Source organism: Andreprevotia chitinilytica DSM 18519, from assembly GCF_000711875.1.
In the GTDB taxonomy this organism is placed as follows: Bacteria; Pseudomonadota; Gammaproteobacteria; order Burkholderiales; family Chitinibacteraceae; genus Andreprevotia; species Andreprevotia chitinilytica.
The window spans coordinates 54,272-80,639 of the sequence record NZ_JONM01000012.1; the positions used below are offsets into that span (position 1 = coordinate 54,272).

Sequence of the window (26,368 nt, forward strand, 5' to 3'; positions counted from 1 at the left end):
GGTTACTTTGTGGACGGAGGGAGGAGAGACATCTGGCCAGCACCCGCTGCGCCACTTGCCTGGGAAATGGTCCGTACCGGGACCATGCGCAGCTCGGCCTTGGGCCTTGCGCTGGAAATCACCCGCAACGGGGCGGCCTTACCATTTGCGCCGGCGGGAAACATCCAGACCATCTCGTCGCCGGCGGCAGTCGGCCGCAGCAAGACCAGACGATCGGGAAGCACATCAACCAGCCTTGCACCGGACTTGTCCGCCTGAGTGCCCTTCTTGAGCTGCTGCAGGCTGCCATCCGGCAGGCGTACCACCGCCATGCCATCGTTTGGCGCCAAGGCCATGAGCGCGATGGATTCCAGGTTGTCGGGCAGATGCGGGGCGGCTTGGGAGGTGGCCGGCTTGGGCGCGGCCAGCTTCTGGGAAGCAGCCGCCAGCGCAAGCAGCGGGCAGCAGGCGAGCAGGAGAAAGACGCAGCGACACGCGTACGCTGACAAGCGCATTCGAAGATGCCCCCTGGATGCCGCCGCGTTCTCTGAAAGCACGACTGGCAAGAAATTTATTAGAAATTCCCAGTTGATTACTGGGCAATTACAAAAATAATGGCCGGAATGTAACCACTGTCATTCTGCATGTCAACGTCATTCATATTTCAGCTTATGAAAAATCCGAGCTGCGAAATTTCTCGGTATGGACGTTTTGACTGACAGGGCGGTGAGGTATGTAGAAAGACGCTATGCGGGGGGCTTTTGATCGAGCGGGGGAGGATGAAAACAGAAACGGCACGGCGGACTTTCAGAACCTGTTCACGCGCTTTTGAAATGTCGCGCCCCAGTGAACAGGTGCGGCGCAATGCCCTACGGGGATTGCGCCCTACGAACTGGTATGAGGTGTGGGGTGTGGGGTGTGGGGTGTGGGGTGTGGGGTGTGGGGTGTGGGGTGTGGCAGAGGATGGCACCATACGAACTGGTTTTCTCCCCTCGCCCGTTTACGGGAGAGGGGCTGGGGGTGAGGGCACTACCACTGGCCGAGCTCTTTTCACCACCCTCACCCTAGCCCTCTCCCACCAATAGCTGAGCAAGGCTAAAGCCTTGCACGCGAGGGCGAGGGAACAGATTGCTGTTGTGCGCAGCTCATCGTACAAAAGCAGCGACCGCTGTTCGTAACCACGTGGGTTGCACTGCGGGCTTTTCACCCCTTCGCGCTAAGCGCCGAGGGAGTGTCGCGAGACCTTAGGAGGTCGTTCTCATCAAAGCGGACCGACCGAGGGTAGCCTGTAACGCCTTTACCCGCGCCGCAGGCGCATAACTTGAAAGATCGTGAACAGCGCTCAAACCCGCTGCTACGCCTCCGTCCCTTCGTAATGCCCCCGCTTGTCTTCATACATCGCCGCATCCGCCTGGCGTAGCGCGGACTCCAGGCGCTCGCCGTTGTGACAGGTTGCACAGCCCATCGAAAGGCTGAGTGCGGGGCCGGTGTAGAACTGGTTGTTGAGCTCGATCAGCTGCCGGATATTGTCCATCAACATCTCGCCAGCCCGCGTGTCGGCGCCGGGCAGCAGCAGCGCGAATTCGTCGCCGCCGATCCGTGCCGCATGCAACGGTTTATCGACGGCCTTGATCAGCACCTCACCTGCCCGCCGCAACAGTGCATCGCCAGCGGCATGGCCCAGCTGATCGTTCACGGTTTTCAGGTCGTTCAGATCGATCATGATCACCGTCACCGGAAACGGGCCTTTTCTTTCCAGCCGGTTGAGTTCATCCACGTAGAACGAGCGGTTTTTCAGCTTGGTCAGCACATCGTGCTTGCCCAGGAATTCAAGGTAGGACTCCGCCTTTTTCCGCGCGGTGATATCGGTCAATGCCAGCAGGACGAGATCCCAATTCTTTTCATGGCCGGGGAATACGGAAAACTGCAAATGCACGTTGATCACTTCGCCATCGAGCCCGTAATTGACCACTTCCCGCTGCTGAAACAGGCGTCCGTCCCATAAATCCAGCAATTGCTCGCGAAAATGGGCCCGCATATCGTCGCGGAATATCTCCGGCAAACGGCCCAGCAGCGCGGCTTTATCGGCGGCCTTGAACAAGCCGAGCGTGTAATGGTTCACGTCCAGCACCTGAATCTCGGCCATGCAGCGTTCGACGAATTCAGGATGCACATCGGTAAAGGTGCGGAAATCCGTGATGCCTTGCGCACGCACGTCGTCGAGCAGGTGTTTGACGGATTGGAAGTTCTCGACCCATAAGGACACGGGCGCATATTCGAATACGCCGCGTGCGTATTGGTCGCTGGCGATGGCGCGTCGGCGTGCGTCTTCGAGTTCGGTGATGTCGTCCACCGCCACCAGCACGCCATCCCAGCGGGCTTCATGCCCCGGCAGGATCACGCCCTTCAACAGGATGTCGAGACGGCGGCCATCCAGCGTGTAGTTGACGCTTTTGCTTTGGAACGCCAGCTTGCCGTTCCAAAGCTGCAGCAATTCATCGAGATGCGCTTCCAGCATATCGTCGCGCAATACCAGATCGAGGTTGGCCGCCAATTCGTCAAACGATCTGGCCCCATAGAGCGACAGCGTGCGCTGGTTGACTTTCAGTACCTGGATACAGGCCGAACAGGCGGCAATACGGCGTGGATCTTCTTCCAGATGGCGGCGCAAATCGGCAACGCCTTGGGCGCGCCAGGTTTCGAACAGGTCATACAGCTTGCTGTAATCCTCAAGCCACAACGATGTCGGCGTGACATCAAAGAAATCAATCAGGGCGACGCCCATTGTGTCGATATTGTTTCCGCTGCTATGGGTGCCTGGCTGCATCTGGTATCTCTATCGCCGGGTTATTGGATCGTGTGGCCGTAATTCCGACCGAAAGCATACAGCGGGTCTGTGATTGCTTCACCTGTTATCAGCAACGGCGCGCAATGAATTGGCGTGCTGGCGCAAACGATCGCCATGATTGGCCGATCAAGCACTCAGATATTACCTATCAATATCCATGCATATCTAATCAGGCAGCCCGAAGCATATATGGACCAAATCGATCTCTAGACCACTGGCAATACCGGCTCTGTAATCGACAGTTGATATTGCTCCAGCAAATCCTTCAATTTTTGCCCAAGCGTGTGCAGCGTCTGCGCGGTATCGCCAGTCAGCCGCGTACTGGCGACGTTCTGCTCGCTGGCTTCCTTGATGCTTTGCATGGCAATCGCCGCCTGCCCCATGCCCACCAATTGTTGCTGTGCCGAGGTGGCAATATAAGTGGCCGCCGCGGCCGCATCCGCCAGGCTTTTGGTCAGGCCGCGGATCGACTCCCCTGCCTCGCCGGATCGTTTCACGCCGGCTTCAACGGCCTTGCTGCTTTGCTCGATGGCGAGCACGACCCCGCTGGTCGCTTTCTGGATTTCATCGATCACCGCCCGCACCTGTGCCGTGGCGCGTTTCGACTGCTGGGACAGCGATTTGACCTCCTGCGCCACCACCATGAAGCCCTTGCCTTGCTCGCCGGCCCGGGCGGCCTCGATCGAGGCGTTGACCGCCAGCACCTTGGATTGCTCCGCCAGATCGTTGACGGTCGCGATGATCTCGCCGATGGTCACGCTTTTTTCGCTCAAGCGCCCAATGCTGTCCGCGACTGTTTCCATTTGCTCCTGAATCAGCCGCATCGCTTCGATCGATTCGTCGACCGATTTCTTGCCATCCTGCGATACCTGCGCCGTTTTTTGCGCTTCGGTCGAGACGAGCCGCGCTCTTTCCGTCGCGGCTTGCGCGGTTCGCTTGACCTCTTCCACGGTCGACGCAGTCTGGCTGACGGCGCTGGCCGTCTCGGTCGAGCCGGCAAAAACCTGTGTGGTGGTGGAGAGGATTTCCTCGGTGGATCGGAACAGGATATCCACCGTTTCCTGTGTCTCCCGCATCAGCAAACGCAGGCGCTCCTCCACCCGCTGGCGCTCGACAATCTCGGCCTGCAGCGCTTCGTTGCTTTGCCCCAATTCATCGCGTGAGACGGTGGTGCCCTGCAGTTTTTCCGTCATCTCATCGAACGCGAGGGACAAATCCCCGATCTCGTCACGCGTGGCAATGGCGAGCCGGTGCCCGAGATTACCGCTGCCAATGATGGCGGCACCCGCACGTAACGTCGCCAATGGCCGCAGCACACTGCGCAGGATCAGCCCCCAGATCAGAGCAATGAGCAGCAAGACGACACCGCAGAAGATCATCACCGCGATACTCACGCGCTGCTGCGCCCGCAACATGCCCAAACGACTGCGGTTCGATAAATCAAGGGCGACCGCGATCATGTCCTGCGCCTTGTTCATGATTTGCCCGGTGAGGCGCGTTTCCAATTCCTCGAGCACCGCGCGATCCGTGTGGTTGGCATCGCCCGTTTTGCGATTGGCCATCAATTCGGCAAAGAGCGCATTGGTGCGTTGTTGCGTGCGCTGCAGTTCATTCAGGATGCCCTGCTCTTCCTTGCTGCTGAATCCGTCGGTGCCGGCCAACAACTTTTGCAGCGAATCCTGCCGCAGCTGCAATTGCGCCTGAGCCCGTTCACCATGACCCGCCACGTATTCCAGCGTGAGATAGCGCACGGCAGTAACGGCATTGAGAATCTCATCGGCCGTTGCATTCTTGCTCAGCTCCCGTTTCACCTGCATCGAGGCCGAGAGCATGACAAACCCGAGGACGACCACCGCACCAGCGGCGAATACCCCGGCAAGCTTGAGTCGAGTCGCTATCTTCATTGCAATCTCCTCCTACGAATGACCCTGCAATCATGGGTCAATACTTCAGTCCGTCGAGGTTGAAAAAACAAACCGGAATGCATTGATTACCAATTAAATGTACCAATTATGCGAATGCACCAATCAAGTGCAGAAATTGAGATCAAATCCATCAATTCGACCCGGCCAATCCAATCAATCACTCAATGAATCAGCGTGACGGCAGTGGGCATGACCGCTTCCAATCCATCGAGATAAATGTAATTCAGGTAATTCGGTATTTCGGTTTTGCTCGTCAGCTTGTTCTTGATGGCCCAGCGTGCTTCGTCTTCCAGCGCCAATAACAGGCCCTGATCCAGCGCGATATTGAATTGGTAGGAAGGCCAGGCGGTTTTCAAGATGCTGGCGTCGTTCTTGGTCATGCCTGCCACCAGCTCGCGAGCGGAATCCGGCACTTCGCTGCAGAATCGCGCCCCTTGGATCAGCGCGCGCAGGACTTTCTGCATGGTCTGCGGGTGGCCGGCGACGTAATCCCGCATGCCGGCCACGGCATAAAGGCTGGTGTAGACATCCTCGCCGTAAAAGATCACGCCATTGCTGCCGAGCTTGTTGAACGATGCATCCAGGTACGGCTGCCAGGTCGCGATGGCATCGACCTCGCCTTGTTCAAGCGCGGCGGAAAGCTCTTCCGGCTTGTAGTTGTGCATGGTGATATCCGAGGGCGACAACTTTTGCCGGTTGAGCAAGGCATCGAGGGCGAAATGGCCGGAGGTAATCTGCGTGACGCCAATGCGTTTGCCCTTGAGGCTCGCTATCGTGGCAATGCCCCGATCCTTGCGCCCGACAATGCCGTGATCCTTTTCGGTCTTGAATATCGTGGCGATGACCGAGACGGGCCGGTTGTTCAATGCCTCGAACATGACCGGAATATCAGCCACCGTCCCCAGATTGGCCTGCCCCTGCAAGACGGAGGCCATCGCGGCTTTGCCGCTGGATTGCGGCTGCAACACGGCGAGGATGCCTTCGTGGGCGAAATAACCGTTTTCTCGCGCCACGATCACCGGGCAAGTCCCGGCATAGGCAGTATTGGTCGCGATGATGACTTGTTCCTGCGGCCCCGCCGCCGCGGATGACGATGCCCTGTTGATCCAGAGATAAGCCCCCGCCAGCACTGTCCCGACAGCAAGAAGCAATCCGATGATCAAGGGCATGGATGCCTTACCGCTGAATCGCTTCCCGATCTGCTGCGCCATCGTGAACCTCCCCGCCGGAACAAAACCCAGCCACCTACAGATATAGCCACCCTTCATCCGTCTGGATGTAAGTAGTTGTCAGTGAAACAGATGAATAGCGATTTCCTTGCGTCAAAGAGATCAGTCATCCCTCTCGCAACAATTGCCTATGCTGGAAACAACAACGTCATAAAGAAATGGATGCGAGGGTGCTGTGATGCTCGATGTATATGGATTTGATCGCAAATTGCTCGCCCTGGCGCCGGATGAAGTCTTGCCGCAAGCGCCGGAGATCCAGTTTTTCCAGAAGCTGCGCATCGCCGTCATGGCGGGCTATTGGCTGCCCGGCGAGCCGCTGCCCAAGGCCGAATACTTCGCGCAGGTGCTGGGCGTGCAGCTGGAACATATCCGCGCCGCATTGGCGTTGCTCGCCAGCCAGCAATGGATTCGCGCCGCAGAGAACGATAACTACGTGATCACCCCCAAGCTGGATCAGCCTGTGGCCAAGCTGGCCAGCTTTTCCGAGATGCTGAAAGCGCGGGGATTTGTGCCGGGGTCGGTGTGGCTATCCCGCGAGGTGGCAGCACCGAATCAGGATGAGCAATGGCGTCTTAATCTGGAAGCCGGCGCCAAGGTGTCGCGCCTGGGGCGGATTCGCAAGGCCGATGAGTTGGTGATGGGCTACGAAATCACCACCATTCCGGCCACGTTTTTGCCCGATCCGCTCTTGGTCGGCGAATCGCTCTATCAATACATGCGCGAGAACGACCTGAGCATCTTCCGGGCGGTAGAGGAAATCGATGCCGACCTGTGCGATGCAGAACTCGCCCGCCTGTGCCAATTCGAGCAAGGCGCACCGATCCTGCGGCTGACCCGTGTGGGCTACATGCAGAACGGCAGCCCGCTGGAGCTGACCTACTCCTATTTCCGCAGCGATTATTATCACTACGTCGTGGAATTCACCGAATGAGCACCGCGAATCTGGCAGGATCGCCCACGATGCAGCTGGACGCCGCGGCCCTCGGCCGTCTGCTTCCCTATGCCGCGTGGGTGAAGGACATCAGCCTGCGTTATCGCTGGATCAATCGCCACTGGGCCACCCTGCTGGATCTGAGCGAGCAACGCATCGTCGGGCACAACGATGCGGAATGCTTTCCACCGTGGTTATCCGTGCTGATGACGCGAGATGACTGCGCGGTACTGGCACGCGCACAAGCCAAGCAAATCGAAATCATGGTGCAGCTGCAAGATGGCCGGCAGCGCATGTGGCGTATTCAGCGCCAGCCACTGTTCGATGCCGAGGGCAATCTGGACGGCCTGGCCGGCTTCGTCACCGACATTACGGACGACTGGCAAGTGCGTTGCGAGCTGAAGACCATCTCGCTGCGGGAAAGCAATTGGTGGAAGGCGCTGAAGAGCCACGCCTTGCTGGCCACCATGAATCAGAACGGCCACTACACCTATGTGAGCGAGCAGCTTTGCCAGCTGGTGGGGCGACCCGCCACCACGCTGCTCGGCCAAGGCCACGCCACGCTGGGCTGGATCGCCGAAGGGGTCGATTTCAACTACCTGCTGGCGCTGGCAGCCCAAGGCAAACCGGCATCGTTCGAGTTTTCCGGCACCACCGGTAACGGCACGCGCTTCTGGGCGCACTCGCTGGTGATCTCGCTCGGGTCATCCGATGGCGACAATCAACGCTTTGTCGAAGTAGTCTCGGATCAGGGCGAAGGACGGAATGTGGCGCTGAAACTCGCCGCCACCAACACGCAACTGACCCGCACCGTGAATGAAAACGTCGAACTGATCGCCCGGCTCGATCATTTGACGCGCACCGATACGCTGACGGGCCTGTTCAACCGACGCTCATTTCAGGAACGCGCAGCGCAAGAGCGAACCCGCAGTACACGCTTGAAGCAGCCCATCGCCTTGCTGGTGCTCGACATCGACCACTTCCGGCAAATCAACGATCAGCACGGCCACGCGGCCGGCGATCAAGTGTTGGTGCAGCTGGCGGAAATCTGCCGCAGCACCTGCCGCGCTGTGGATGTGCTGGCGCGAATCGCCGGCGAAAAATTCGCCCTGCTGCTGCCGGACACCAACCTCAGCGCCGCCGAAGTGATTACGGAACGCCTGCGCAGCACATTGGCGGAACGCGCAGTACCAATACCGGAACAACAGCCTGTTCAATTCACCGTGAGCATCGGCCTGACCAGCTGGCTGGCCGAAGAAACCTTCAGCGCCGCCTTGGCTCGCGCCGATCAGGCACTTGCGCAGGCCAAAGCGGATGGGCGGAATCGGGTGGTTTCGGGGTGAGATACAAAGGCCAGCGCTTTTGCCGCGCTGGCCCAATGCCATCAAAGCTAACGCCGATCCGTCGTCTGATTCACGGCTAGCGGCGCGCCAAGCCGTTGCAGCGTCTCGAAGCGGGTTGTATCCAGCCCGAAATGCCATTCCTCCGACAAATACGCGCCGACTCGCGCTAAGGCGTGCAGATCAGATTCCGGTTCGGCGATGCCGACCATCGCACGGAACACACTGCCCAGCTGGGCGATGCGATCCAGACCGATGTCGGCGATGTCATTGAAATCACTGGTGGTCAGTTTGGGGGCGGTGGAAGGGCAATGACGATCAAGCATGACGACCGCCAATGCGTGCATAACGCGTGTTGAGTGAGGCGGTTAGGCGATCAGTGAGTGGCAATGTCTGCATCGCGGCATGGTGTCGCTCTGCCAGCCGGCGACCATCGCGTACCAATTGATAGCCGACGCTGCGTTGATCGATCAGCGAGGTCAAGATCGTAAAAATCTGATCCAGCTCAGCAAAGCCGTCGCGGGCTAGTGCGATGAGGTGGCCAGGGTCGGGTGGTGCGGGGGTGGAATGTTGGGAGATGGGCATGGGGGCCTCCGATAACTGCGGGTTTGGTTCCCGCCGCTTCGCTCTCAAACGAAGGTGGCGGGCGCAAGGAAGGGTTGAGAGACCGGCGTTATCGGAAACCGGCAGCCCGAAGGCTCCCTGCCAAGGCCCGCCGCAGAGGACGTACCAAGGGCATGGTGGACATAAAAATAGCTGCGAAACGCAGCTTGTCCGCCGACAACGATCAGGCTCTCAAACCTGGTCACGCTATTGAACGCGACAGCTCAAAAGTATCCCAGCCGTTCCGGCTTGGTCAAGCCGAACCACCAGGTACCAACCGTAGCCCGGACAGCTCGCTGGCCGGGGTGACAATGCGGGCAAGCGCAACCCACCGTGGATACCTGAACCAACCCCGGCCGCAAAATGCGTCCGGGCTACATGGACTGCATCTTTAGATGCGTAGGGCGGAACACCCGAAGGGCGTTCCGCCGCACACGACAGCCGGCGGATCGCCCCGTGCGGGGTGATCCGCCCTACGTGCGGCATTTCAATACGTGCAAAAGATCGTGAACCGCTTTGTACCCGCGCGGAGCCAAGCGACCTTTGCCCACTGAGTTTGCGGGTTACGCCGAGGGCTAACCCGTGCTACATGCATTGCAAAAAAGAATCCTGAAATGTGCCTCGAATGCACCCGGTGCGGTCCATTTGATCGGACAATCACCAACGCCCGATCTCAAACAGGCCCAGCCAATCCCACATGAAATACGCCGCCTTCTTTCGTAACGTCAATCTGGGCCGGCCGAATTCGCCGAGCAGGGTTCAACTTGAGCAGGCCTTTCTGGTTGCCGGTGCCGGCACGGCGCATTCGTTTCTCACCAACGGCACGCTGGTCTTTTCGATTCCAGCGAACGCCGATCCCTCCGCGACCTTGGCTGCAGCGATCGAACACATGCAGCGCACATGCGGGCTCAAGGAGCCGGGATTCGTGCGGTCAGTCGATTATTTGCGCGAGCTGGTGGCGAGTGATCCATTCGCGTCGGTCGACCCAAGCACGGTCTACGCGTGCTGCGCGACCTTTCTCCATGCGGATATGCCGGCTCCGCCTGCCGTCCCCTTGGTATCCAAACGCGAGGATGTGGAGGTGCTCCGTTTTACCGATGGCGAGGCGTTGAGCCTGTGCCGCAAGATCGGCAACACGCCGGGTAGCCCGAATGCCTTTCTGGAAAAACACTTTGCGTTGCCAGCCACGACGCGCAACTGGAACACCGTTGTGCGGCTGGTGCAAAAGCATGGCTAGTCAGCACAACGTGCCGCAGTCGTTATGCGAATAAAATAGGACGATTGGCAACGGGCGATCTGCTCGCTGCACGCCTTCACACTTGAATAGATCGATGACCACTCCGCAAGCTAACAACCCGCTGCACGGCGTCACCCTGGAACAGATGTTGATCGATCTGGTCGACTTTTGGGGCTGGGAAGCGCTGGGCCGCAAAATCAATATCCGCTGTTTTCAGGTTGATCCCAGCATCAAATCCAGCCTGACCTTTTTGCGCCGCACGCCTTGGGCGCGGCAGGAAGTGGAAGCGCTGTATGCCTATTGCGTGCAGCGGTATGGCGGTGGTAACCGTTAAACGCTTGTTCAAAGGCTCGTTTGCATGCACGGCTTCAGCCTTGTTCAGCGATTCGGGGGAGAGAGTGGAGAAAAGTCCACCAGACTTGGTAGCACCCTCACCCCCGCCCCTCTCCCACTAATAGCTGAGCAAGGCTGAAGCCTTGCACGCGAGGGAGAGGGGAGAAAATCTGCTGGCAAGAGAACGTGAACAGGATCTTGGGCCTATTGTTCGCCCGTAAGTATGGACAAATTTTCTGCTCTCCGACCGCTACGCCATCACCAATCCTGACATGCTAAAGAACGTATTCACCCTCGGATTCGTCGTCTGAAGCACCACGCATTCGGGGGCTGGAACTACCCGCTATAGTGGGTAGCACACCTGCATCAACCGGGTGGTGAATGCACACAAGGGAGAGGGGCATTTTGATGTTCAAGGCTGTCGTGATGACATTGGCCCTGCTCGCGGCTGAGGCAACCCCGGCAGCGGGATGCCCGGCTGATCAGCCCTGCCGCATCACACTCTCCAATGGTGAATGGCCGCCTTTTTTCTCTGAGCATTTGAAAGGCGGCGGCATCTTCTCGCGGCTGGTGGTCGAGGCCTACCAGCAGCAAGGCATCACCGTCGTCTATGGCTATCGGCCGTGGGTTCGCGCTTATAGCGAGGCACAAGCCGGCGAATTCGACGGCACGGTGGGCCTGGCCCCCAATCCGGAACGCCTCAACTCGTTCCTGTTCAGCGATCCGGTGGTTTACGTGGAGATGGTGTTTTTCCACCGCAGAGGCCGTCACTTCAGCTGGAACACGCTCGCTGATCTCTCGCCGTATCTGATCGGCACCACGCGCGGCAATTTTTATTCCGATGAATTCGATAGGCTGCACAAAGCAGGCAAGCTCAGGGTGGACGAGAGCGCGAACGAGGAAGTGTTCAACTTTCGCAAATTGCTGAACGGGCGCGTCGACCTTTTCCCCATCGACCGTCACGTTGGCGAATACCTGCTCAAGACCCGGTTCACCCCACAAGAGCGGGAACAACTGACCTATGACCACAAAGTGTTCTGGAAGGCCCCGCTGCATCTGCTGATCTCGCGCCGTGCCAAAAACGGCCCACAGCTGATCAGCGTTTTCAACCAAGGCTTGCAGAAGATGAAAAGTAGCGGCGAATATCAGCGGATTGTCGATGACAAACCGTGATGAGGCAGCGTAACGCGCCCTCTCCTGCCGCGCTGGGCGCAACCGCTTCCTATTAGTCGTTTTTGGGCAATTTCCCAACAAAAAAGGCGATCTGCAACCCTAGGGTGATGAATGTACTTGTGCCAACTTAGCTCCTTGATTAATCATTGAAAGCGCTTTCAAAGAAGGCGATTCCAATTGGAGGAGACAAGTAAAATGCAACGACACGATGTACAACAGAGGCCGCATCACGTCCGGCAACGGATGGTGGCACTCGCGGTTGCGATGACGACAGCGCTACCCGTCATGCCGGTAGCGCTGTCCTTGAGCACCCTGCCGGTGCCGGCCGAAGCGGCGACAGCAGTCAGCCTCGGCTATCAGCTGCAATCCGGCGGCGCGGTGCTCTTTTACGCGAACAATGCCCCGTGGGTGGATCTGCACTACACCATCAACGGCGGCCCGCAGTTGAATGTGCGGATGGTGAATTCCGGCACCAACAACAGCTATACCGTGACGGGTATTCCGGCAGGCGCAACGGTGAGCTATTCGTTCACCGTCGGTCAGGCCGTGGGCGCCTATGACACGGCATGGAGCCAGCTGACCTACACCGCAGCCACGCCAGTCCCGACGCCTGCGCCTACGCCGGTGCCAACACCGGTCCCGACTCCCGCACCTACACCAGTTCCGACACCCGCTCCTACACCGACCCCGGTATCAACGTCGTACGGCGCAACACCGCTCAGCGGTGGCGTGGTCGCCTTCTATGCCAACGGCGCAGCCTGGGCCGATTTGCACTACACCGTGAACAATGGCGGTCAGGTGAACGTGCGTATGGTGAACAGCGGCAGCAACAACACGTATCAGATCAGCGGCGTGCCCAACGGCGCGACGGTGCGTTATTCCTTCACTATCGGTCAGGCGAATGGCTCGGCCGCGGATACCGCCTGGCAGACGCTGACTTATTCGTCCGGCGCCACACCAGTGCCAACCCCGACGCCGACTGCGACACCGACCCCGTCCCCAACGGCAACGCCGGTACCAACGCCGAAACCAACCGCAACGCCGACACCGGCTCCGACGTCCACCCCCGTACCGACGCCCGTTGCAACCCCAACACCGACACCAGTCCCGACGCCAACACCCACACCGACGCCAAGCGGCCCGGTCGACTTCGGCCCGAACATGGTGATCTTCGATCCAAGCACGCCGGCAGCCACCATTCAGGCCAAGCTGGATCAGATCTTTACCCAGCAACACACCAACCAGTTCGGCACCGCGCGTTATGCCGTCGCCTTCAAACCGGGTACGTACAACGTCGATGTCAACGTCGGCTTCTATACCCACGTGCTGGGGCTGGGCCAATCGCCGGATGACGTGCTGATCAATGGCGCGGTGCATGCCGAGGCCGATTGGCTGTCCGGCGAAAACGCCACGCAAAACTTCTGGCGCTCTGCAGAAAACATGGCGGTGATTCCACCGGGCGGCACCGATCGCTGGGCGGTATCGCAGGCATCGCCGTGGCGGCGCATGCACATCAAGGGCAACGTCACGCTCTGCTCGCCATTCTGTGGTTGGTCGAGCGGCGGTTTCATCTCCGATACCGTCATCGATGGCCAGATCAGTTCCGGCTCGCAACAACAATGGTTCAGCCGCAATTCGCAGTGGGGCAGCTGGGTCGGCGGCGTGTGGAACATGGTGTTCTCCGGGGTGATCAACCCGCCAGCCGGCACGTGGCCGAACCCGCCGTATACCGTCGTGCCGCAAACACCGGTCGTGCGTGAGAAACCATTCCTCACCATCGATACGGCCGGCAATTACAGCGTGTTCGTCCCGGCGCTGAGCACCAACAGCCAAGGCACCACCTGGTTCAACAAGACGGCGCAGGGCCAGTCGATTCCGATCAGCCAGTTCTACGTCGCCAAGGAAGGTGTCGATACCGCGCAGACCATCAACCAGGCATTGGCACAGGGCAAAAACCTGTTGCTCACGCCGGGGGTTTACCACCTGACCGACACCATCCATGTGACGCGTGCCGATACGGTCGTGCTGGGGCTGGGGATTCCGACGCTGGTTGCGGATACCGGTGCCAAGATCATGGATGTGGCCGATGTGGATGGCGTGAAGATCGCCGGCGTGCTGTTCGAAGCCGGCCCGGTCGATTCGCCGATCCTGCTGCAGGTAGGGCCACCTGGCAGCACCGCCAACCATGCGGGCGATCCGACCTCACTGCATGATATTTATGCGCGGATCGGTGGCGTTGCGGCAGGGCTGGCTGACGTGACCATGGAGGTCAACAGCAACAATGTGATCGGCGACAATTTCTGGCTCTGGCGTGCGGATCACGGCACCGGTTGGGGCTGGACGGTGAACAAGGCCACCAATGGTCTGATCGTGAACGGTGCCAATGTCACGATGTATGGCCTTGCCGTCGAGCATTACCAGCAGTACCAGACGCTATGGAAAGGTAATGGCGGCCGGGTTTACTTCTATCAGAGCGAAGCACCGTACGATGTCCCGGACGATGCCAGCTGGATGAACGGCAGCAGCAAGGGCTATGCCTCGTACAAGGTGGCGGATAACGTCACCTCGCATGAAGCATGGGGCTCTGGGGTGTATTGCTACTTCAACGTGAATACGGCGGTCACGCTGGATAACGGGTTTGAAGCACCAACCACGCCCGGCGTGAAGTTCCATGATCTGGTGACGGTCTCGTTGGGCGGCGTGGGCGAAATCACCCACATCATCAACAACACCGGTGCGGCGGCGAATACCGCGTCGCAAATCTCGCCGATGACGCAGTATCCATAAGCTGTCGTATTGATCTGTCGGTATCGGGCCTGCCCCTTGGCTCGATACTGGCGGGAATCTCGGGAATCTCATCAGGGCTGTGCCGCACGGATCAATGTGTGGCCAGCCCTGATTTCATTTCTGGCCCCTGCCCGACGCTGCCGGCGCGCACTACACTGTCGCCAACCGGAGCGCCGTTGTCGCTGCGGCATTGTTAAATCTCTCGGGCTTGTAGAACCGATGACCTTCCTGATCGATCAATACCTACCTGTTTTCCAGTTCAGCGAGCGGCATCAATTGCTGGTCGACGCGTCGCCCGCGGCGCTCCTTGATGCGGTCACCTTGCCCGGAACACAGGAAGACCCTTGGGTGCGCACCGCCATTCAGCTTCGAGAATGGCCGGATCGGGTGTTTGGCAAAGCAGATGGACTCAAGAGCCGGGCCATGTTCGGCCTGCACGATTTCACGCCACTGGGGCGCGATTCGGATCGGGAACTGGCGTTCGGCCTGATCGGGAAGTTCTGGCAATCGGACTATGGCTTGGTAGCCATGACCGACCCGCAGCAATTCGCGGCCTTCAACGAACCCGGCGTCGCCAAGCTGGTGATGAACTTCAGCGCCGAATCGGTGGGTAACGATTTGGAGGGCGGGAATTTGAATGGCAGACGCACTACGCTGCGCACCGAGACCCGCGTGTTCTGCAACGACAGCAAATCGCATTTACGATTCACGCCGTACTGGTGGCTGATCCGGCCCGTGAGCGGCCTGATCCGGCGTCGCATGCTGGCCCGCATTCGGGATGCGGCGGCTGACGTCATCGCGAATTGATTGGCGGATTGAGCAGTCACCCGTAGCCCGGACGGCTTTGCCGGCCGGGGGCTCACGCATCAAACAATCACCCTGGTCGGAACTTGTTCGCAAGCGGCCCCGGCCGGAATCTGATCCCAAGCGGCCCCGGCCAGAGCCTGATCTCAAGCGGCCCCAGCCGGCAATGCCGTCCGGGCTACATGACGCATCAGTTATCAATTGGCCTAGGTGGATTCAGCGACGTAATTCAAAGCCGCACCGGCGAACGCATTGAACTCTATGGCTGCACTTGCCGGTAATGCCACCCATTCCTTCATCGGGCGGCCTTTGCCCGACGGGTCCCAAAGCACAGCCCCCTCAAACGCCATAGCCTGTTGATGCTGTGTGCCCGCGAGCTTGAAGGCGATGGTTTCCTTGTGCTGGGAAACAAATGCCTTGCCGTGGATTTTGAGGCATGGCTTGCCGAACATCTGCCCTGCCGTCACGCCGTCTGTAGCGTTGAATGCAACGATGCGCTTTTCATATTCGGCAAGCGTGGTGGGCATGAGGGGGACTCCGAAGGTGCGATGGATGAGCGATGCTAACGCGTAAACACGAAATCCGCCCGTGCACGCGTCGCGTCGATCAGCTGCGCGTTTGGCTCGTCTGTATGCGCGACCCAAGCCAGCGCCTGATCCTGATCGCGGCCGAAGCGGATATGCCGTTCGACCAGCTGTTGTTGCCGCAGCGCGCTATCCACATCGACGAACCAGACTTCATCGAGCAAGGGGCGCACGCCAGCCCAGTGGCCTTGATCAAGCAGCAGATAATTGCCTTCGGTGATGATCAGCTGGGTGGCGGGTTCGATGGCAATCGCGCCGGCAATCGGTTCTTCGATTTCGCGGCGGAATTCCGGGGCATAGACTGTCTCGCCCGCCTGTTGATCACGCAAACGCCGCAGCAACGCCACGTAGCCGGCGCTATCGAAGGTATCCGGCGCGCCCTTGCGATCAGCGCGGCCCAGCTGCGCCAGCTGGACGTTGGCAAGGTGGTAGCCATCCATCGGCAGCATCACCGCCCGCTCGCCAAGGAGATCGACCAGTTGCTGCGCCAAGGTGGATTTGCCAGCGCCCGGTGCCCCGGTAATGCCCAGCAGCTTGCGCTTGCCATCGGCGAGCAGTGCGTTCAGTCGTTGCAGATACATATCGGCAAGGGCCATCAAACGTCTCCGGAATCAGCGTCAAAAAAAAAGGCGGCCACGCGGGCCGCCTGAGAAGAGGAAGACTGTGTCTAGAAGATGGAGAACAGTCATCGTGGAATTTACACGTGAACATTTGCCGTCGAAATAGGCAATTGCCCGTAAGGTGTTCCATCAGTTCAGCGCCGCAAGATGGCGCACGTCGCGGTTGCATGCGCCAGCAAAACACCGTCGATTGTCCTGATATTGCCCTCGGATACGCCAATGCTTTTTGACAGGTGCAGCACCTTTCCTTCTGCAATCAAGGGCGTATCACGCGGAATGGCCTTCACCATCTTGACGTTGAGATCCACCGTGCCATAGCCAACGCCCGCTTCCAACATGGTATGCACGGCGCAGCCGGTGACCGAATCCAGCACGGTGGCCGCGAAACCACCGTGAACGCCGCCCATTGGGTTGAGGTGACGCTCGTCAGCCTGTGCGCCGAAGCGGACGTACCCCTCACGCGCTTCCTGCAGATCCATTGGCATGGTTTTGGTAATCGACGGTGCAGGAAGATCACCCCGCGCCATCGCTTGCAGCAGTTCCAGGCCGGTGTACTCGTTCAGATTCATGATGCTTCCTGAGGGTTTATGCGAAGCGGATAGCATACCGGCGACCGGCATCGGTGCTTGTCCGTGCTTTTGCTGAGCAGGCTGTTTCAAGCGCTGCACGCATGCCTCCCCCGCCTTCGTAGCCCGGACGGCTTGGCCGGCCGGGGTCAATTATTACGCCAGCAACCCCGGCCGGCCAAGCCGTCCGGGCTACGGAAGGGTGACGAAAGGTGACGGAGTGACGGAATGAAAAAGCCCAACGGTTAGCTGTCCGTTGGGCCTTGCAGCACTCCAATCAAGCTACTGCGGGTGAGTCCGTTCCTTCTCCAGATCACGCGGGTCCGGCTGGCCGTGATGCGGCGGCGGCTCCGTGGGGCGATGCTCAGTCGGACGCACCTCTTGGTGTGGCGGTTGCCGCTCTTCTACCCTTGGTGCCTGATTGACCGGCGGATTGACCACTGCCGGGTGCTGCTGCGGTGGTGGATTTTGCACCGGACGCGGCGCGGCCTCTTCACGCGGGCGAGGAGGAGGTGCGGCCGGAGTGCGCTCTTGCACCGGCGCTGGCCGTTCAACACGCGGCATCGGCGTGATGTCCTGTTGCGGCAGGCGCTCTTGCTTCACGGCTGGCGGGCGCGGCGCAGCGTGCTCTTGAGGCTGTGGGCGTGCCGGTTCAATAGCGGCTGGTTTCGGCGGTTCAGTCCTTGGTGCAGGTTGCGTTGCCGGCCTTTCAACGACGGGGCGCTCGGTAACAGGTTGAATCACCCTTTGTGGCGCATCCGGCACGGCGGTTTGCGCAGGCGGGTGCGGCACGGTCTTTTCCTGTTGCCGCTCTTGCGTGGGTCGTACTGGTTCGACGACGGCGGGCTTGGCTGGCGCTGCCTGCGGTGGTGCGACCGGCTTTTGTGTCATCGGCTTTTCAGCGGCTGTGGGCGGTGCTGGCCGCTGCGGCTGATTCTCCACGGCAGCAGGTTTTTGCCCTGGTGGGTGCGGCACGGTGCGATCCTCGGGCCGTTCCTGCGTGGGGCGAACCGGCTCGACGATGGCGGGCTTGGTCAGCTCTGGCTGCGAGGCGGCGGGTTTCTGCACCGCTGGCTTCTCGGCGGCCGTGGGTAGTGCTGGCCGCTGCGGCTGATTCTCCACGGCAGCGGGCTTTTGGCCCGGCGGATGCGGTACAGCTTGCGTTGGCTGAGGTTGGGCGGGTTGCGCTTGTACCGGTTGAGGCTGTGCGGGATGTGGCAGCACCGCTTGGGTTTGCGCCGTTGGCACGACGCTCGGCAATGGCTTCGGCGGTGCCGCGTTCACTGGTGCCTGCAGCACAGCAGCCGGCTTCACTGCCGGGGTGTTGCGGATCAAGGCCGGGCCGGCGGCTTCCACCTTGCCACCATGCTCGGCAAATTGGCGAGCCAGATCGTCGTGCGTGGCAGCAGGTGCCGGCGGAGCCTTGACCGCGACGACCGGGCGATCGAACTCCACCCGGCGCGGCGCAACTGGCGCGGCCCTGGCCGCACCGATCACGCTCTCATGCACGGGCGCCACACCCGGCGAGGCGGCGAACTGTGCATGCTCCAGCTGATGCGCATCGATATGCGCACTGCCGGATTGCACCGTCTGCCCTTTGACGAAGGCCGTTGCCGACATCGCGGAAACCGCATTCGGCGCTTGCTGGTTCACATAAACCGTCTTCGTCACGTTGGTGATATTGGTGATGTTGTTGGTGACGTTGACCGTCTTGTTCACGATCACCGTGTTGTTCACGTTGTTGACGTAGGTCGGGCTCACCCGATACGCCGGGTGATAGACCTCGCCAGGGCCCAGCGGAAACCACGCCAGACCCGCACCGCCACTGGACAGCGAAATGCTCCAGTTCACGCCACCTCCCCCGCCGCTGGCAAACACCACCAACGCCGGCGCATACACCGGTCGAACCACGGGAGCGCCCGGCACCCAGCACCAACGCGAGCTGGCCCAGGCCCAGCGGCCGTAGTGGAATGGCGCAAAGCCCCACGGCTCATCGTCGACCCAAGTCCAGCCCCAAGGCGCAACCCAGACCCAATGCCCGTAGTGATACGGCGCCCAGTTCACAATCGTGACGCGCGGCGCCCACACATGGCCGTACTGCGGGTCATCCACCCAATCGCCGTTATCGTCGAGCGATTGGTAGCCGGTGACTTCACGCGATACATAACGGGCACTGACCGAGCGGTCTTCACGCTGATCCCGCGCCATCGCCCAGTTATCGAACGGATCGCGGTATGGATTGACCGAAGCCGCGTTCTGGATCAGATCGGTGCCGCTATACACCACGCGATCGCCATCGCGCAGCCGGTAGCTGTTACTGGCCGCGCCAATAGCCGAGCCTTCGCCATGCCAGACGGTGATGGTGGTGGCATTGCCGTTCGGATCGACATCGAGCCGGTAATCACCGGACGTTTTGGGCACAAAGGCCAGATTCGGAGTATCGACTTCGACGTGATCATCATCGAATAACTTGCGGATACGCAGGTTCAACGTGCCCTGCGCCAGTTTGAGTTGGGTGTTGCCGTCGTTGAGCGACAGGAACGACAAGCTGGTCTGATCGCCCAGCCGCACCGCGGTGGAACCCAAGTGCAACTCCGCCTTGGCGCCTTGATCCACCCACAGCTGATCACCCGTCGTCATCGGCCGGTTGACCGGCGCATAGGCCCAGTTATCACTACCGGCCGGCGCAAACGTCACCGCCCCATCCACATAATCCAACCGCGCCGCCCGCGACGGCGGATCATCCGCCCACGCCGCACCGCTGAACACACAACCGAGGAATATCCCCAGCGATACGCATTTTTGCCAGTTCATGGTGGTGCCTTCGTAGCGAGTGCCGATACTGCTTTAACGAATAGCGCATGAATGGCGTTGAATGTTGATTTGTAAACAAATATGCGGGGATGAAACGGATTGTGATGGGGGACTTTTTGTGAGGACTGGAGTCGGTTTGGCGTGTAGTTGGAAAAACGGCGTGCCGAGTAATCGACGCGCCGTTTTTATCTTCCAATCGCCTCATTATTTCCGACCGAAAGGCACAAATGCAAAGGTGGCACGCGCTTTGGAATGCCAATCCGCGCTCCGCTCAAATTAACGTTCCGAAGTGCTAGCTTCCAGATCCGTGGCGTATATAAAGGACTGTGCCTCGTGCTATGGCCGCCACAGTGCGCACCGCGGTGACCAGCGCCCACCCTTGATAGCCTATCCCGTCCAGCGCCAAAACCACTGCCATGCCTATCCCCTTCGAGTTTCCTTCTGGATCATTCTTTACGGAAAATTTTACTGGCTGCAAGAATCCCATAAGTACAGAGAAAAAATTCCCGATAGCGGCACTGATCCCATCAAGCACGAAGCATGTTGTGAGTGACGCTGCCGGCGTGATGATTGGCTCGTAGATAGAGATGAAAAGGCCAACGCCCAAACCACCCACACTCGCCGCGAGATCAATCCACGGTACTGCTGCATCTGGTAGCGCAGCGTCCAAGACCACTTGCCCAATATAAAGCCACCACTGGGCCGTCAAAACCCAACCCAATATGGCATCGAATCCATCATTGTTCACTTCGACGGGACAACACAGAAGGACGCTTAAAACATCAATGCTAAGGGTCGACCACACTGGAAGGAACCTGACGGGGACTCCTGGTACCGCCATATCGACGGCATCGTTCAGCGTCGCCATGGCACCTTGGATACCAGTGACTGCAGCGAGCGCAAACCCGCCGCAATAGGAGAGTACGGCTACCTCCATTTTTTGCTGGGCTTGGCTGTCAGACGCGTCCGTTGGCTCTCGCTCGACCAGCGAGGCAGCGAACTGCTCGCGACCTTGCGCCATCACCGGAGCTTGGCCGCGATGGGTCAGCTTATAGATGATCGTACAGGGAGCGGCACCGAGCAGTGCAACCAGGCTGTAGAACGTGAGGGTACCTTTGCCTTTGGTAATCTTCCGTTCGTAGAGATTGGTAACCAGCGGGATGTCGATGCGAGCTTCGAGCATGGCATCGAGATCTTTAAGCACGATGATAAGTTTCTCGATGACTTGGTCGACGACGTTGGCGGCCAGTTTGATTCCCGCATCGAGTAAGGCTTGAAGCGCACCGAGCAACGAGCGAACTATCTCGATAAAGGTGCCGATCGCGCCGGAAAACAAGGACTGTGGATCGGCTGCCACCCCGGCAAGGCCCGATGTCTTGGCAGCGCTGGCGAAACTTTGCAGCGGCCCGTTCATGCCACCGAACAACGAGCGCAGTGCTGCCAGTTGCGCGTTGAGCTCGTCTTCTATCGATTTTGGGCAATTGGTGGTGACATCCGGGCTAGTGATTCGCCCGGCAGTAAGATTGGCAAAATAGCTCGCACGGATGTCGAGCGGTCCTGCAGCGGCGGCGTTAGTCCGCTCCCCTTGCAAGCTTCGCCCTGCCAAGGTCTCGGCTGCAGTTTCAAGCTTGGCATTAAGCTGCGCGAACCAAGCGTCGAGCTTGGCTTGGCTGCTGGTGAACCAGTCGCCGATACCTGGTCGTAATTTCTGTAGCTTGTCGACCATCTGCGGTATGACGTTTTCGAGGCTCTTTTGGAACACCGCTTGCGTACTGAGGATGTCCTCCCACCCGAAAACACCCTTGAAGAAATCCAGAACCTCGCGAACTTTTGCGCCTACCTTGTCCAGAAATGCCTTGACGGCGCGGGCGGCTTGTTCAACGGTCGCAACGAGGTATGTGAACGTGTGATTCAGGTCGTCAACGAATGTAATCCATACATGAGAGGCGATTTCCTTTGCGCCAGTGACGACCTTTTCAGTGGTATTGACGATGATCTTGACGGCATTGCTGCACCGCTCCGAGAACCATTGCCAAGCCGTTTGATCCATCGCTGCCGCTCTCAGTGCAGTGACATATTCGTCGAGGGAAACGGGTTCATTTTCCGGCCGCAGGCGGAACAGCGTGGTCAGCGCATCCGGCGCATATTCGACGCTAGTAAACCGGTTCCTCTCGGCCTTGATCAAATCGAGATCGGTAGAGAAGACCGGCTGTCCGCCGACCGGCCAACTGACCATCCAGTCGGCGTCGGCCATTGCCTGAGCAGAGGCGATCCGCGTCAATCCGCCTGATTCGTCGATAAAATCGGCGGCGATCACATTGTTGCGTGGCATATAGGCAGCACGGGTGATAGCGCCGTTCTGATAGCGGCGCTCGTAAGGCGGTTCTGCCGGGCCTTGCGCATCCCTCGTCGAGCGAACGATCGGATGGCTTGATTCCAGATCATGTTCACGCGCCGTTGCCACCACGTTGCGGATGGCGCTGGCGACCGCCTCGGCCCCCTCGGCCGAAAGGCCGGATGGCCCATCGACTGACTTGCTCACGATCTCCTTCAACTGGTGACCTTGCAGCTTGGTCAAGCAGTCATGCAGATGGCGATCCGGTGAAATCACCAGCCACTCGTCCTGTCCCATGAAATCGGCCCGCACCTTGACCACAGCGCAGATCGGATAGCGGCTGTCCGCAGGCAACGAGAAGCTGACCTCGCCAGACAAATCAGCGGTCAATTCTTTCGGGTTGGCCTCAGTCGCCCCGACTGAGACGAACCCGTCGTCGCTTTGCAAGAGAATCCTCGCGCCGGGCGCATAGCCGTCTGGCAGGTTCGGCGGGACGACGGCGATCTGGATCTTGGGCTGCATGATCCCGGTATCGCCGGCATGGGCCTTGATCACAATGCGATACGCATTGATTGCTTCAGGCGATTGGTCACCTGTCGTGGCTCCCTCGTAGTCCTGCATCAGCATCGCCTGGGTAACAAGATACGGTTCGCCCGGGCGCACCAAGCACACCGCATCTGTTGTGTAGGTCGCGGTTCCGTTGACCGCGCCGTTGTAGCCGTTACCGGTCGAATCCTCGGTGGTCTGGCCGTCGAAGGTCCAGTGACCAAGCAAATCCGGCGGGGTTGAATCCAAACGCTGATTCATTCCGACGAGCACGTCGGTGAGTTCGAGAGCGCGGCTCCAGACGCGGATATCGTCGACCGCGCCGATCAGGGGCAACGGTATCCCCTGAATTCCCATATTAAACACGGACGCGGGTGCGCCAATCTGAAAGCTGCCGGATGCGACGAGCGTGCGATTGGCATTCTGCGCGGCGGTCCATTGCTCGGCCCCGACCGGCTGGCCGTCAAAGTACAGTGCAACGCCAATTAGCGATCTGACCGCCGCGACGTGATGCCAGCCGCCATCGAAAATATCCAGTGGAGCGGATTTGAGGTCAACCTGCTTCTGTCCTCCGGAAGTCAGGCAGATGTCGAGTTCGCCGCCAGCAAGAATGTCGAGCGACATGGCGCCACCCGATTGGCTGCCATAAGACATCAGGCGCCCTGCCCGTGTGGGTCGAACCCAACATTCGACGCTGAAGGTCGGGCACCCGAGCGGCAGTCCCGGAACGTCCATGTACTGGAACTGCGGCGACGCCATTTTCGGCAAACGCTGGTTCAGCGCCAGCGCATAGGAGGCGGGACGGGCCGTGGCGCTAAGCGGCATCACCGCAAGAATCCTGCCGCCTGCGACAGGCACCGTCGCATAGGGCAAGGGGAGATGGAAATCCCTCGGTTTGACCAGGACGGCATAGCTATTGCCATGAGGGTCAACTGCAGCAGCACCGACATTGGTCGCCCAGCTTCCGCCGAGCGCTGGAAAACAGCGGGTTTGATTGGCCTGCTGCCAATTCTGAGACGAAGCCGAATAGGCAAGGACTACCACCTCGCTGCTCTCGGTCGGCGAGTAGGCGATGCTGCCCGCAACGATACCGCCATCACTGTAGGGCGGTAGCGAAACGGTCACGCTCGGCATCATCGGTTGGGTCTCGGCGATCGCGATGATGCTCCAGACATTCGACGGCAAGGGATAGTTGGTGGCAGGTGCCGGCAGGCTGCTCTGCGCCCCCCAGTTGGGTGGTGTAACGCCTGCCGGCCCGGCGACCAGTGCCACCGCGTAGGCCGAGGCATCGATAACCGGATTGGTGCCGGATGGCAGTGTGAGTGACCAGGTTCCATCGAATGACCCGGTTTCATCGGCCGTGATCTGGCAATAACCCTGGCAAGTCGGCCAAGTCTTTGCGGGTTCCCATTTGCCGTCGCCGGCCCCCGGACCCGAGGTCGGAAAGTAATAGGCCACTACCCAAAAACCATATGGGTTGCTGGATTGAGGGTTGGATTCAGGAATCAGGGTGTCGAGGTCGATCACGGTTCCGGCCAAGATGCCGCCGGTCGTGAGCGGTTTTTGGGTAATCGCGAGTTGCGCGAAGCGCCCCGCGAAAGGCCCCGTGGTGGCAATCGCGCCCTGCCCGACTGACGGAGTGGGCGGTGCCGACAAATAGCCGGATTCCAGCAGGCTGAGCGCATAAAACGGACTGCCCCCCAGTGTCATGGCGAACCGCCCCTCGGCGTCGACCGGTTTCGGAGCGGGTCGGGACCACTGGGCATAGCCGGCCGGGAGCGGCTGGCCAGTTTGCAGCCCGGTCGTTGAATAGGCCTGAATGACGTAGTCGGTGGGGTTGTCTGTGCCGATAATCTGGCCCGCCGTCTGGAAGCTGCCATTGTTCGTGGCCGAGGGAATCCGGGTCAGAACGATCGTCGGTGCTGGCAACCAGCGACCGGCAATGGCGATCTCGTTGCTTGGCGGTCCGAACGAGATTCCGGTGGCGGCACGGAGCACCGCCGTGTAGGCAACAGTGCGCGGCAACGAGACCTGGATCGATGCCGAACCGCTCATGCCAACGTCGATGTGCTTTGGTTCGTAGCTGCCGGCCGTTGGCATGAGTTCGAGAGTCAGGCGGCGCGCAGCAGCGTCAGTCGGCATTGACCAACTCACCGCAAGGTCGGGGGCATCGTAGACGCAAGTGTTGAGTGTCGGCGCCGCAGTGATCACGGTGCATTTGGCCGATGACCAGCCGTTGGCCGTCACCTGGACCTGCCAAACGCTGCCGACAGCAAGGCCGCCCGGGAACGTCTGGCTGAAGCTGAAATTCGTGCCGGTCTGCGGCGCACCGAACGCTTGGTCATCCTTGAAGAGTTGGATCTGGCACTGGCTAGTCGCGGCAAGCCCCTGGCCACGCCAAGCCACGGTGAGCTGTTGACCGTCGTAATGCAGAGCAGTGATTACCGGGGAGGAGAGGCCCCACACCTGCATCGATGGCTCGCTTTTCCCACCGCCATCCAGCAGGGCATAGAGAGTTCCACCCCGCCCGATAGCAAGCGGTCTTGTGATGGTGTTGCCGACATTAGTTTGGTGCCAGAGCTGCTTGCCACCGGGTCGGATAGCATGAATGGACCCATCTGCGCTCCCCACGTAGGCAGTGCCATCCAGCCCAATCACCGGCTGCGGGAAGATAGCCCCGCGGTAGTTAGCCAACGAGAAAGGCGTCCCTCTGACGGTCCCATCCTTTGCATCGAGGTCAACAAAATAGGCACGGTTGTTCGAGCCATACCAGAACCATAGGCTACCTTCCGCAGAGAGTGCCGGCGGAGAGATTGATGACTGGATCACCCCTTCCGGGTCCGGGACGAGGTAAAGCCATTTCTGTTGTGCTGCGGAAAGCCCAGGCGTGAGCGCCAGGATGCCGGAGCCAACTCGAAGGGCGGCAAAGGTGATGTAAATGGTTCCGTCCTGACCCACTGTCGCGGACCAACGTGGGCTTGGATTTGAATCGGATGGATACGGCGGGAAGGTCTGATTTGGGGACGTGGTAGTCGTGTAACTAACAGTCGAAAAGTCGAAGGTCCAAAGGAGTTTGCAGTCGCTCAGGCGCATGGCCGTCAGCAGCGCGTTAGCAGTGAAGTAGTACACCACCTCATCGGTGCCGATGGACCCGAGTGTTGCCCCACACGAACTCATCATCGAACTGACTTTAAATACTTGTTCCAGGGTGCCGTCGCTCGCACCGGAACTGGTAAGCCCGAAAAAGTAGGGGCCACTATTGTTGCTGCTGATGCTATTGCTAGTGATGTAGATCGTCCCATCATCTCCGATGATTGGGGGAAAAGCGCTGCCGAAATCCGCGTCCTGATCCACGCCATATTGCCAGGCCACTTTCCCATCAGGCGTTAGCACATAAAGATGGTTGCCGGAGACGCTGCTAAGGACGTAGATATTCCCAGACGCATCGAGACTCGGGGCAATGTTGACGCCATTTGCGTCGGGAGCCGACCAAGGCGACCAGCTCAGATCCTGCCCGTTGGTATCGATGGCGCATAGATGTTGGCCATCGGTGAAGTAGACAGTGCCATTTGCATCGACTACCGGCCCACCATGCGACTGATCTGTATAGGCACCTTGCGTGAACGTCAAATCCCAGCCAGGCAGGGGGGAGTCAAACGGTCCCGGAACCAATGCCATGCCGCTACGCTGCGCATCACCACCTTGCATGGGCCA

At 59.7% G+C, this 26,368-nt stretch carries 18 protein-coding genes; 7 read left to right on the forward strand and 11 right to left on the reverse strand.

The window, feature by feature from the left end; translation table 11 throughout:
* Nucleotides 1-2: 2 nt before the first annotated feature.
* The 4 genes from BR41_RS15480 to BR41_RS15495 all read right to left on the reverse strand — a co-directional run bounded on the left by BR41_RS15480 (nt 3) and on the right by BR41_RS15495 (nt 5,921).
* A complete protein-coding gene (locus BR41_RS15480; RefSeq protein ID WP_035058654.1) occupies nt 3-494 on the reverse strand; it encodes a hypothetical protein in 492 nt (163 codons plus the stop codon).
* Nucleotides 495-1,333: 839 nt separating this feature from the next.
* Nucleotides 1,334-2,806, reverse strand: coding sequence for a sensor domain-containing diguanylate cyclase (locus tag BR41_RS15485; protein WP_035058656.1), 1,473 nt, complete (start codon nt 2,804-2,806; stop codon nt 1,334-1,336).
* A gap of 227 nt (nt 2,807-3,033) precedes the next feature.
* A complete protein-coding gene (locus BR41_RS15490; protein WP_051711083.1) occupies nt 3,034-4,731 on the reverse strand; it encodes a methyl-accepting chemotaxis protein in 1,698 nt (565 codons plus the stop codon).
* Nucleotides 4,732-4,913: 182 nt separating this feature from the next.
* Entirely contained in the window at nt 4,914-5,921 is a 1,008-nt protein-coding gene (locus BR41_RS15495; protein WP_211251771.1) for an ABC transporter substrate-binding protein, read from the reverse strand.
* Between the two features lie 238 nt (nt 5,922-6,159).
* Here BR41_RS15495 and BR41_RS15500 point away from each other — a divergent pair, with 238 nt between their 5' ends.
* The gene (locus BR41_RS15500; protein WP_035058659.1) at nt 6,160-6,912 is read left to right on the forward strand and encodes a GntR family transcriptional regulator; all 753 of its coding nucleotides are present in this window, start codon (nt 6,160-6,162) and stop codon (nt 6,910-6,912) included.
* Nucleotides 6,909-8,255: a sensor domain-containing diguanylate cyclase gene (locus tag BR41_RS23085; RefSeq protein WP_051711085.1), complete on the forward strand. Its 1,347-nt coding sequence runs from the start codon at nt 6,909-6,911 to the stop codon at nt 8,253-8,255. The genes BR41_RS15500 and BR41_RS23085 overlap by 4 nt, the downstream gene beginning before the upstream one ends.
* Nucleotides 8,256-8,302: 47 nt before the next feature.
* Here the strand turns inward: BR41_RS23085 and BR41_RS15510 are convergent, their stop codons facing one another.
* The gene (locus BR41_RS15510; protein WP_035058661.1) at nt 8,303-8,578 is read right to left on the reverse strand and encodes a hypothetical protein; all 276 of its coding nucleotides are present in this window, start codon (nt 8,576-8,578) and stop codon (nt 8,303-8,305) included.
* A complete protein-coding gene (locus BR41_RS15515) occupies nt 8,571-8,837 on the reverse strand; it encodes a hypothetical protein (protein WP_035058663.1) in 267 nt (88 codons plus the stop codon). The genes BR41_RS15510 and BR41_RS15515 overlap by 8 nt, the downstream gene beginning before the upstream one ends.
* A 715-nt stretch (nt 8,838-9,552) precedes the next feature.
* Between BR41_RS15515 and BR41_RS15520 the strand changes: the two genes are divergently transcribed.
* The 5 genes from BR41_RS15520 (at nt 9,553) to BR41_RS15540 (ending at nt 15,192) form a co-directional block, all read left to right on the forward strand.
* Nucleotides 9,553-10,092 (forward strand): DUF1697 domain-containing protein, encoded by a 540-nt coding sequence (locus BR41_RS15520; RefSeq protein WP_035058665.1) that lies wholly within the window; start codon nt 9,553-9,555, stop codon nt 10,090-10,092.
* A 94-nt stretch (nt 10,093-10,186) separates the two neighbouring features.
* Nucleotides 10,187-10,426, forward strand: coding sequence for a VF530 family protein (locus BR41_RS15525; RefSeq protein WP_035058667.1), 240 nt, complete (start codon nt 10,187-10,189; stop codon nt 10,424-10,426).
* Nucleotides 10,427-10,833: 407 nt separating this feature from the next.
* The gene (locus tag BR41_RS15530) at nt 10,834-11,598 is read left to right on the forward strand and encodes a substrate-binding periplasmic protein (protein ID WP_051711087.1); all 765 of its coding nucleotides are present in this window, start codon (nt 10,834-10,836) and stop codon (nt 11,596-11,598) included.
* Nucleotides 11,599-11,793: 195 nt separating this feature from the next.
* Entirely contained in the window at nt 11,794-14,385 is a 2,592-nt protein-coding gene (locus BR41_RS24940; RefSeq protein ID WP_156970743.1) for a pectate lyase-like domain-containing protein, read from the forward strand.
* Between the two features lie 219 nt (nt 14,386-14,604).
* Nucleotides 14,605-15,192, forward strand: coding sequence for a hypothetical protein (locus BR41_RS15540; RefSeq protein ID WP_035058669.1), 588 nt, complete (start codon nt 14,605-14,607; stop codon nt 15,190-15,192).
* Nucleotides 15,193-15,395: 203 nt separating this feature from the next.
* Here BR41_RS15540 and BR41_RS15545 read toward each other — a convergent pair whose 3' ends face one another.
* From BR41_RS15545 to BR41_RS15565, 5 genes are all read right to left on the reverse strand, one after another.
* Nucleotides 15,396-15,716: a hypothetical protein gene (locus BR41_RS15545; protein ID WP_035058671.1), complete on the reverse strand. Its 321-nt coding sequence runs from the start codon at nt 15,714-15,716 to the stop codon at nt 15,396-15,398.
* Between the two features lie 35 nt (nt 15,717-15,751).
* On the reverse strand, nt 15,752-16,369 hold the full coding sequence (locus BR41_RS15550) for a nucleoside/nucleotide kinase family protein (protein ID WP_035058673.1): 618 nt from the start codon (nt 16,367-16,369) through the stop codon (nt 15,752-15,754).
* A 158-nt stretch (nt 16,370-16,527) separates the two neighbouring features.
* Nucleotides 16,528-17,061, reverse strand: coding sequence for a PaaI family thioesterase (locus tag BR41_RS15555; protein ID WP_211251772.1), 534 nt, complete (start codon nt 17,059-17,061; stop codon nt 16,528-16,530).
* A gap of 180 nt (nt 17,062-17,241) precedes the next feature.
* Entirely contained in the window at nt 17,242-19,773 is a 2,532-nt protein-coding gene (locus tag BR41_RS15560; RefSeq protein ID WP_051711091.1) for a DUF6600 domain-containing protein, read from the reverse strand.
* A 292-nt stretch (nt 19,774-20,065) separates the two neighbouring features.
* Nucleotides 20,066-26,362, reverse strand: a complete 6,297-nt coding sequence (locus BR41_RS15565) for a LamG-like jellyroll fold domain-containing protein (RefSeq protein ID WP_169741314.1) — start codon at nt 26,360-26,362, stop codon at nt 20,066-20,068.
* Between the last annotated feature and the right edge of the window lie 6 nt (nt 26,363-26,368).

What these genes read in the sequence shown, in the direction of transcription:
- BR41_RS15480 (WP_035058654.1), bottom strand. Translation starts at nt 494, where the DNA reads ATGCGCTTGTCAGCGTACGCGTGTCGCTGCGTCTTTCTCCTGCTCGCC.
- BR41_RS15485 (WP_035058656.1), bottom strand. Translation starts at nt 2,806, where the DNA reads ATGCAGCCAGGCACCCATAGCAGCGGAAACAATATCGACACAATGGGC.
- BR41_RS15490 (WP_051711083.1), bottom strand. Translation starts at nt 4,731, where the DNA reads ATGAAGATAGCGACTCGACTCAAGCTTGCCGGGGTATTCGCCGCTGGT.
- BR41_RS15495 (WP_211251771.1), bottom strand. Translation starts at nt 5,921, where the DNA reads ATGCCCTTGATCATCGGATTGCTTCTTGCTGTCGGGACAGTGCTGGCG.
- BR41_RS15500 (WP_035058659.1), top strand. Translation starts at nt 6,160, where the DNA reads ATGCTCGATGTATATGGATTTGATCGCAAATTGCTCGCCCTGGCGCCG.
- BR41_RS23085 (WP_051711085.1), top strand. Translation starts at nt 6,909, where the DNA reads ATGAGCACCGCGAATCTGGCAGGATCGCCCACGATGCAGCTGGACGCC.
- BR41_RS15510 (WP_035058661.1), bottom strand. Translation starts at nt 8,578, where the DNA reads ATGCTTGATCGTCATTGCCCTTCCACCGCCCCCAAACTGACCACCAGT.
- BR41_RS15515 (WP_035058663.1), bottom strand. Translation starts at nt 8,837, where the DNA reads ATGCCCATCTCCCAACATTCCACCCCCGCACCACCCGACCCTGGCCAC.
- BR41_RS15520 (WP_035058665.1), top strand. Translation starts at nt 9,553, where the DNA reads ATGAAATACGCCGCCTTCTTTCGTAACGTCAATCTGGGCCGGCCGAAT.
- BR41_RS15525 (WP_035058667.1), top strand. Translation starts at nt 10,187, where the DNA reads ATGACCACTCCGCAAGCTAACAACCCGCTGCACGGCGTCACCCTGGAA.
- BR41_RS15530 (WP_051711087.1), top strand. Translation starts at nt 10,834, where the DNA reads ATGTTCAAGGCTGTCGTGATGACATTGGCCCTGCTCGCGGCTGAGGCA.
- BR41_RS24940 (WP_156970743.1), top strand. Translation starts at nt 11,794, where the DNA reads ATGCAACGACACGATGTACAACAGAGGCCGCATCACGTCCGGCAACGG.
- BR41_RS15540 (WP_035058669.1), top strand. Translation starts at nt 14,605, where the DNA reads ATGACCTTCCTGATCGATCAATACCTACCTGTTTTCCAGTTCAGCGAG.
- BR41_RS15545 (WP_035058671.1), bottom strand. Translation starts at nt 15,716, where the DNA reads ATGCCCACCACGCTTGCCGAATATGAAAAGCGCATCGTTGCATTCAAC.
- BR41_RS15550 (WP_035058673.1), bottom strand. Translation starts at nt 16,369, where the DNA reads ATGGCCCTTGCCGATATGTATCTGCAACGACTGAACGCACTGCTCGCC.
- BR41_RS15560 (WP_051711091.1), bottom strand. Translation starts at nt 19,773, where the DNA reads ATGAACTGGCAAAAATGCGTATCGCTGGGGATATTCCTCGGTTGTGTG.
- BR41_RS15565 (WP_169741314.1), bottom strand. Translation starts at nt 26,362, where the DNA reads ATGCAAGGTGGTGATGCGCAGCGTAGCGGCATGGCATTGGTTCCGGGA.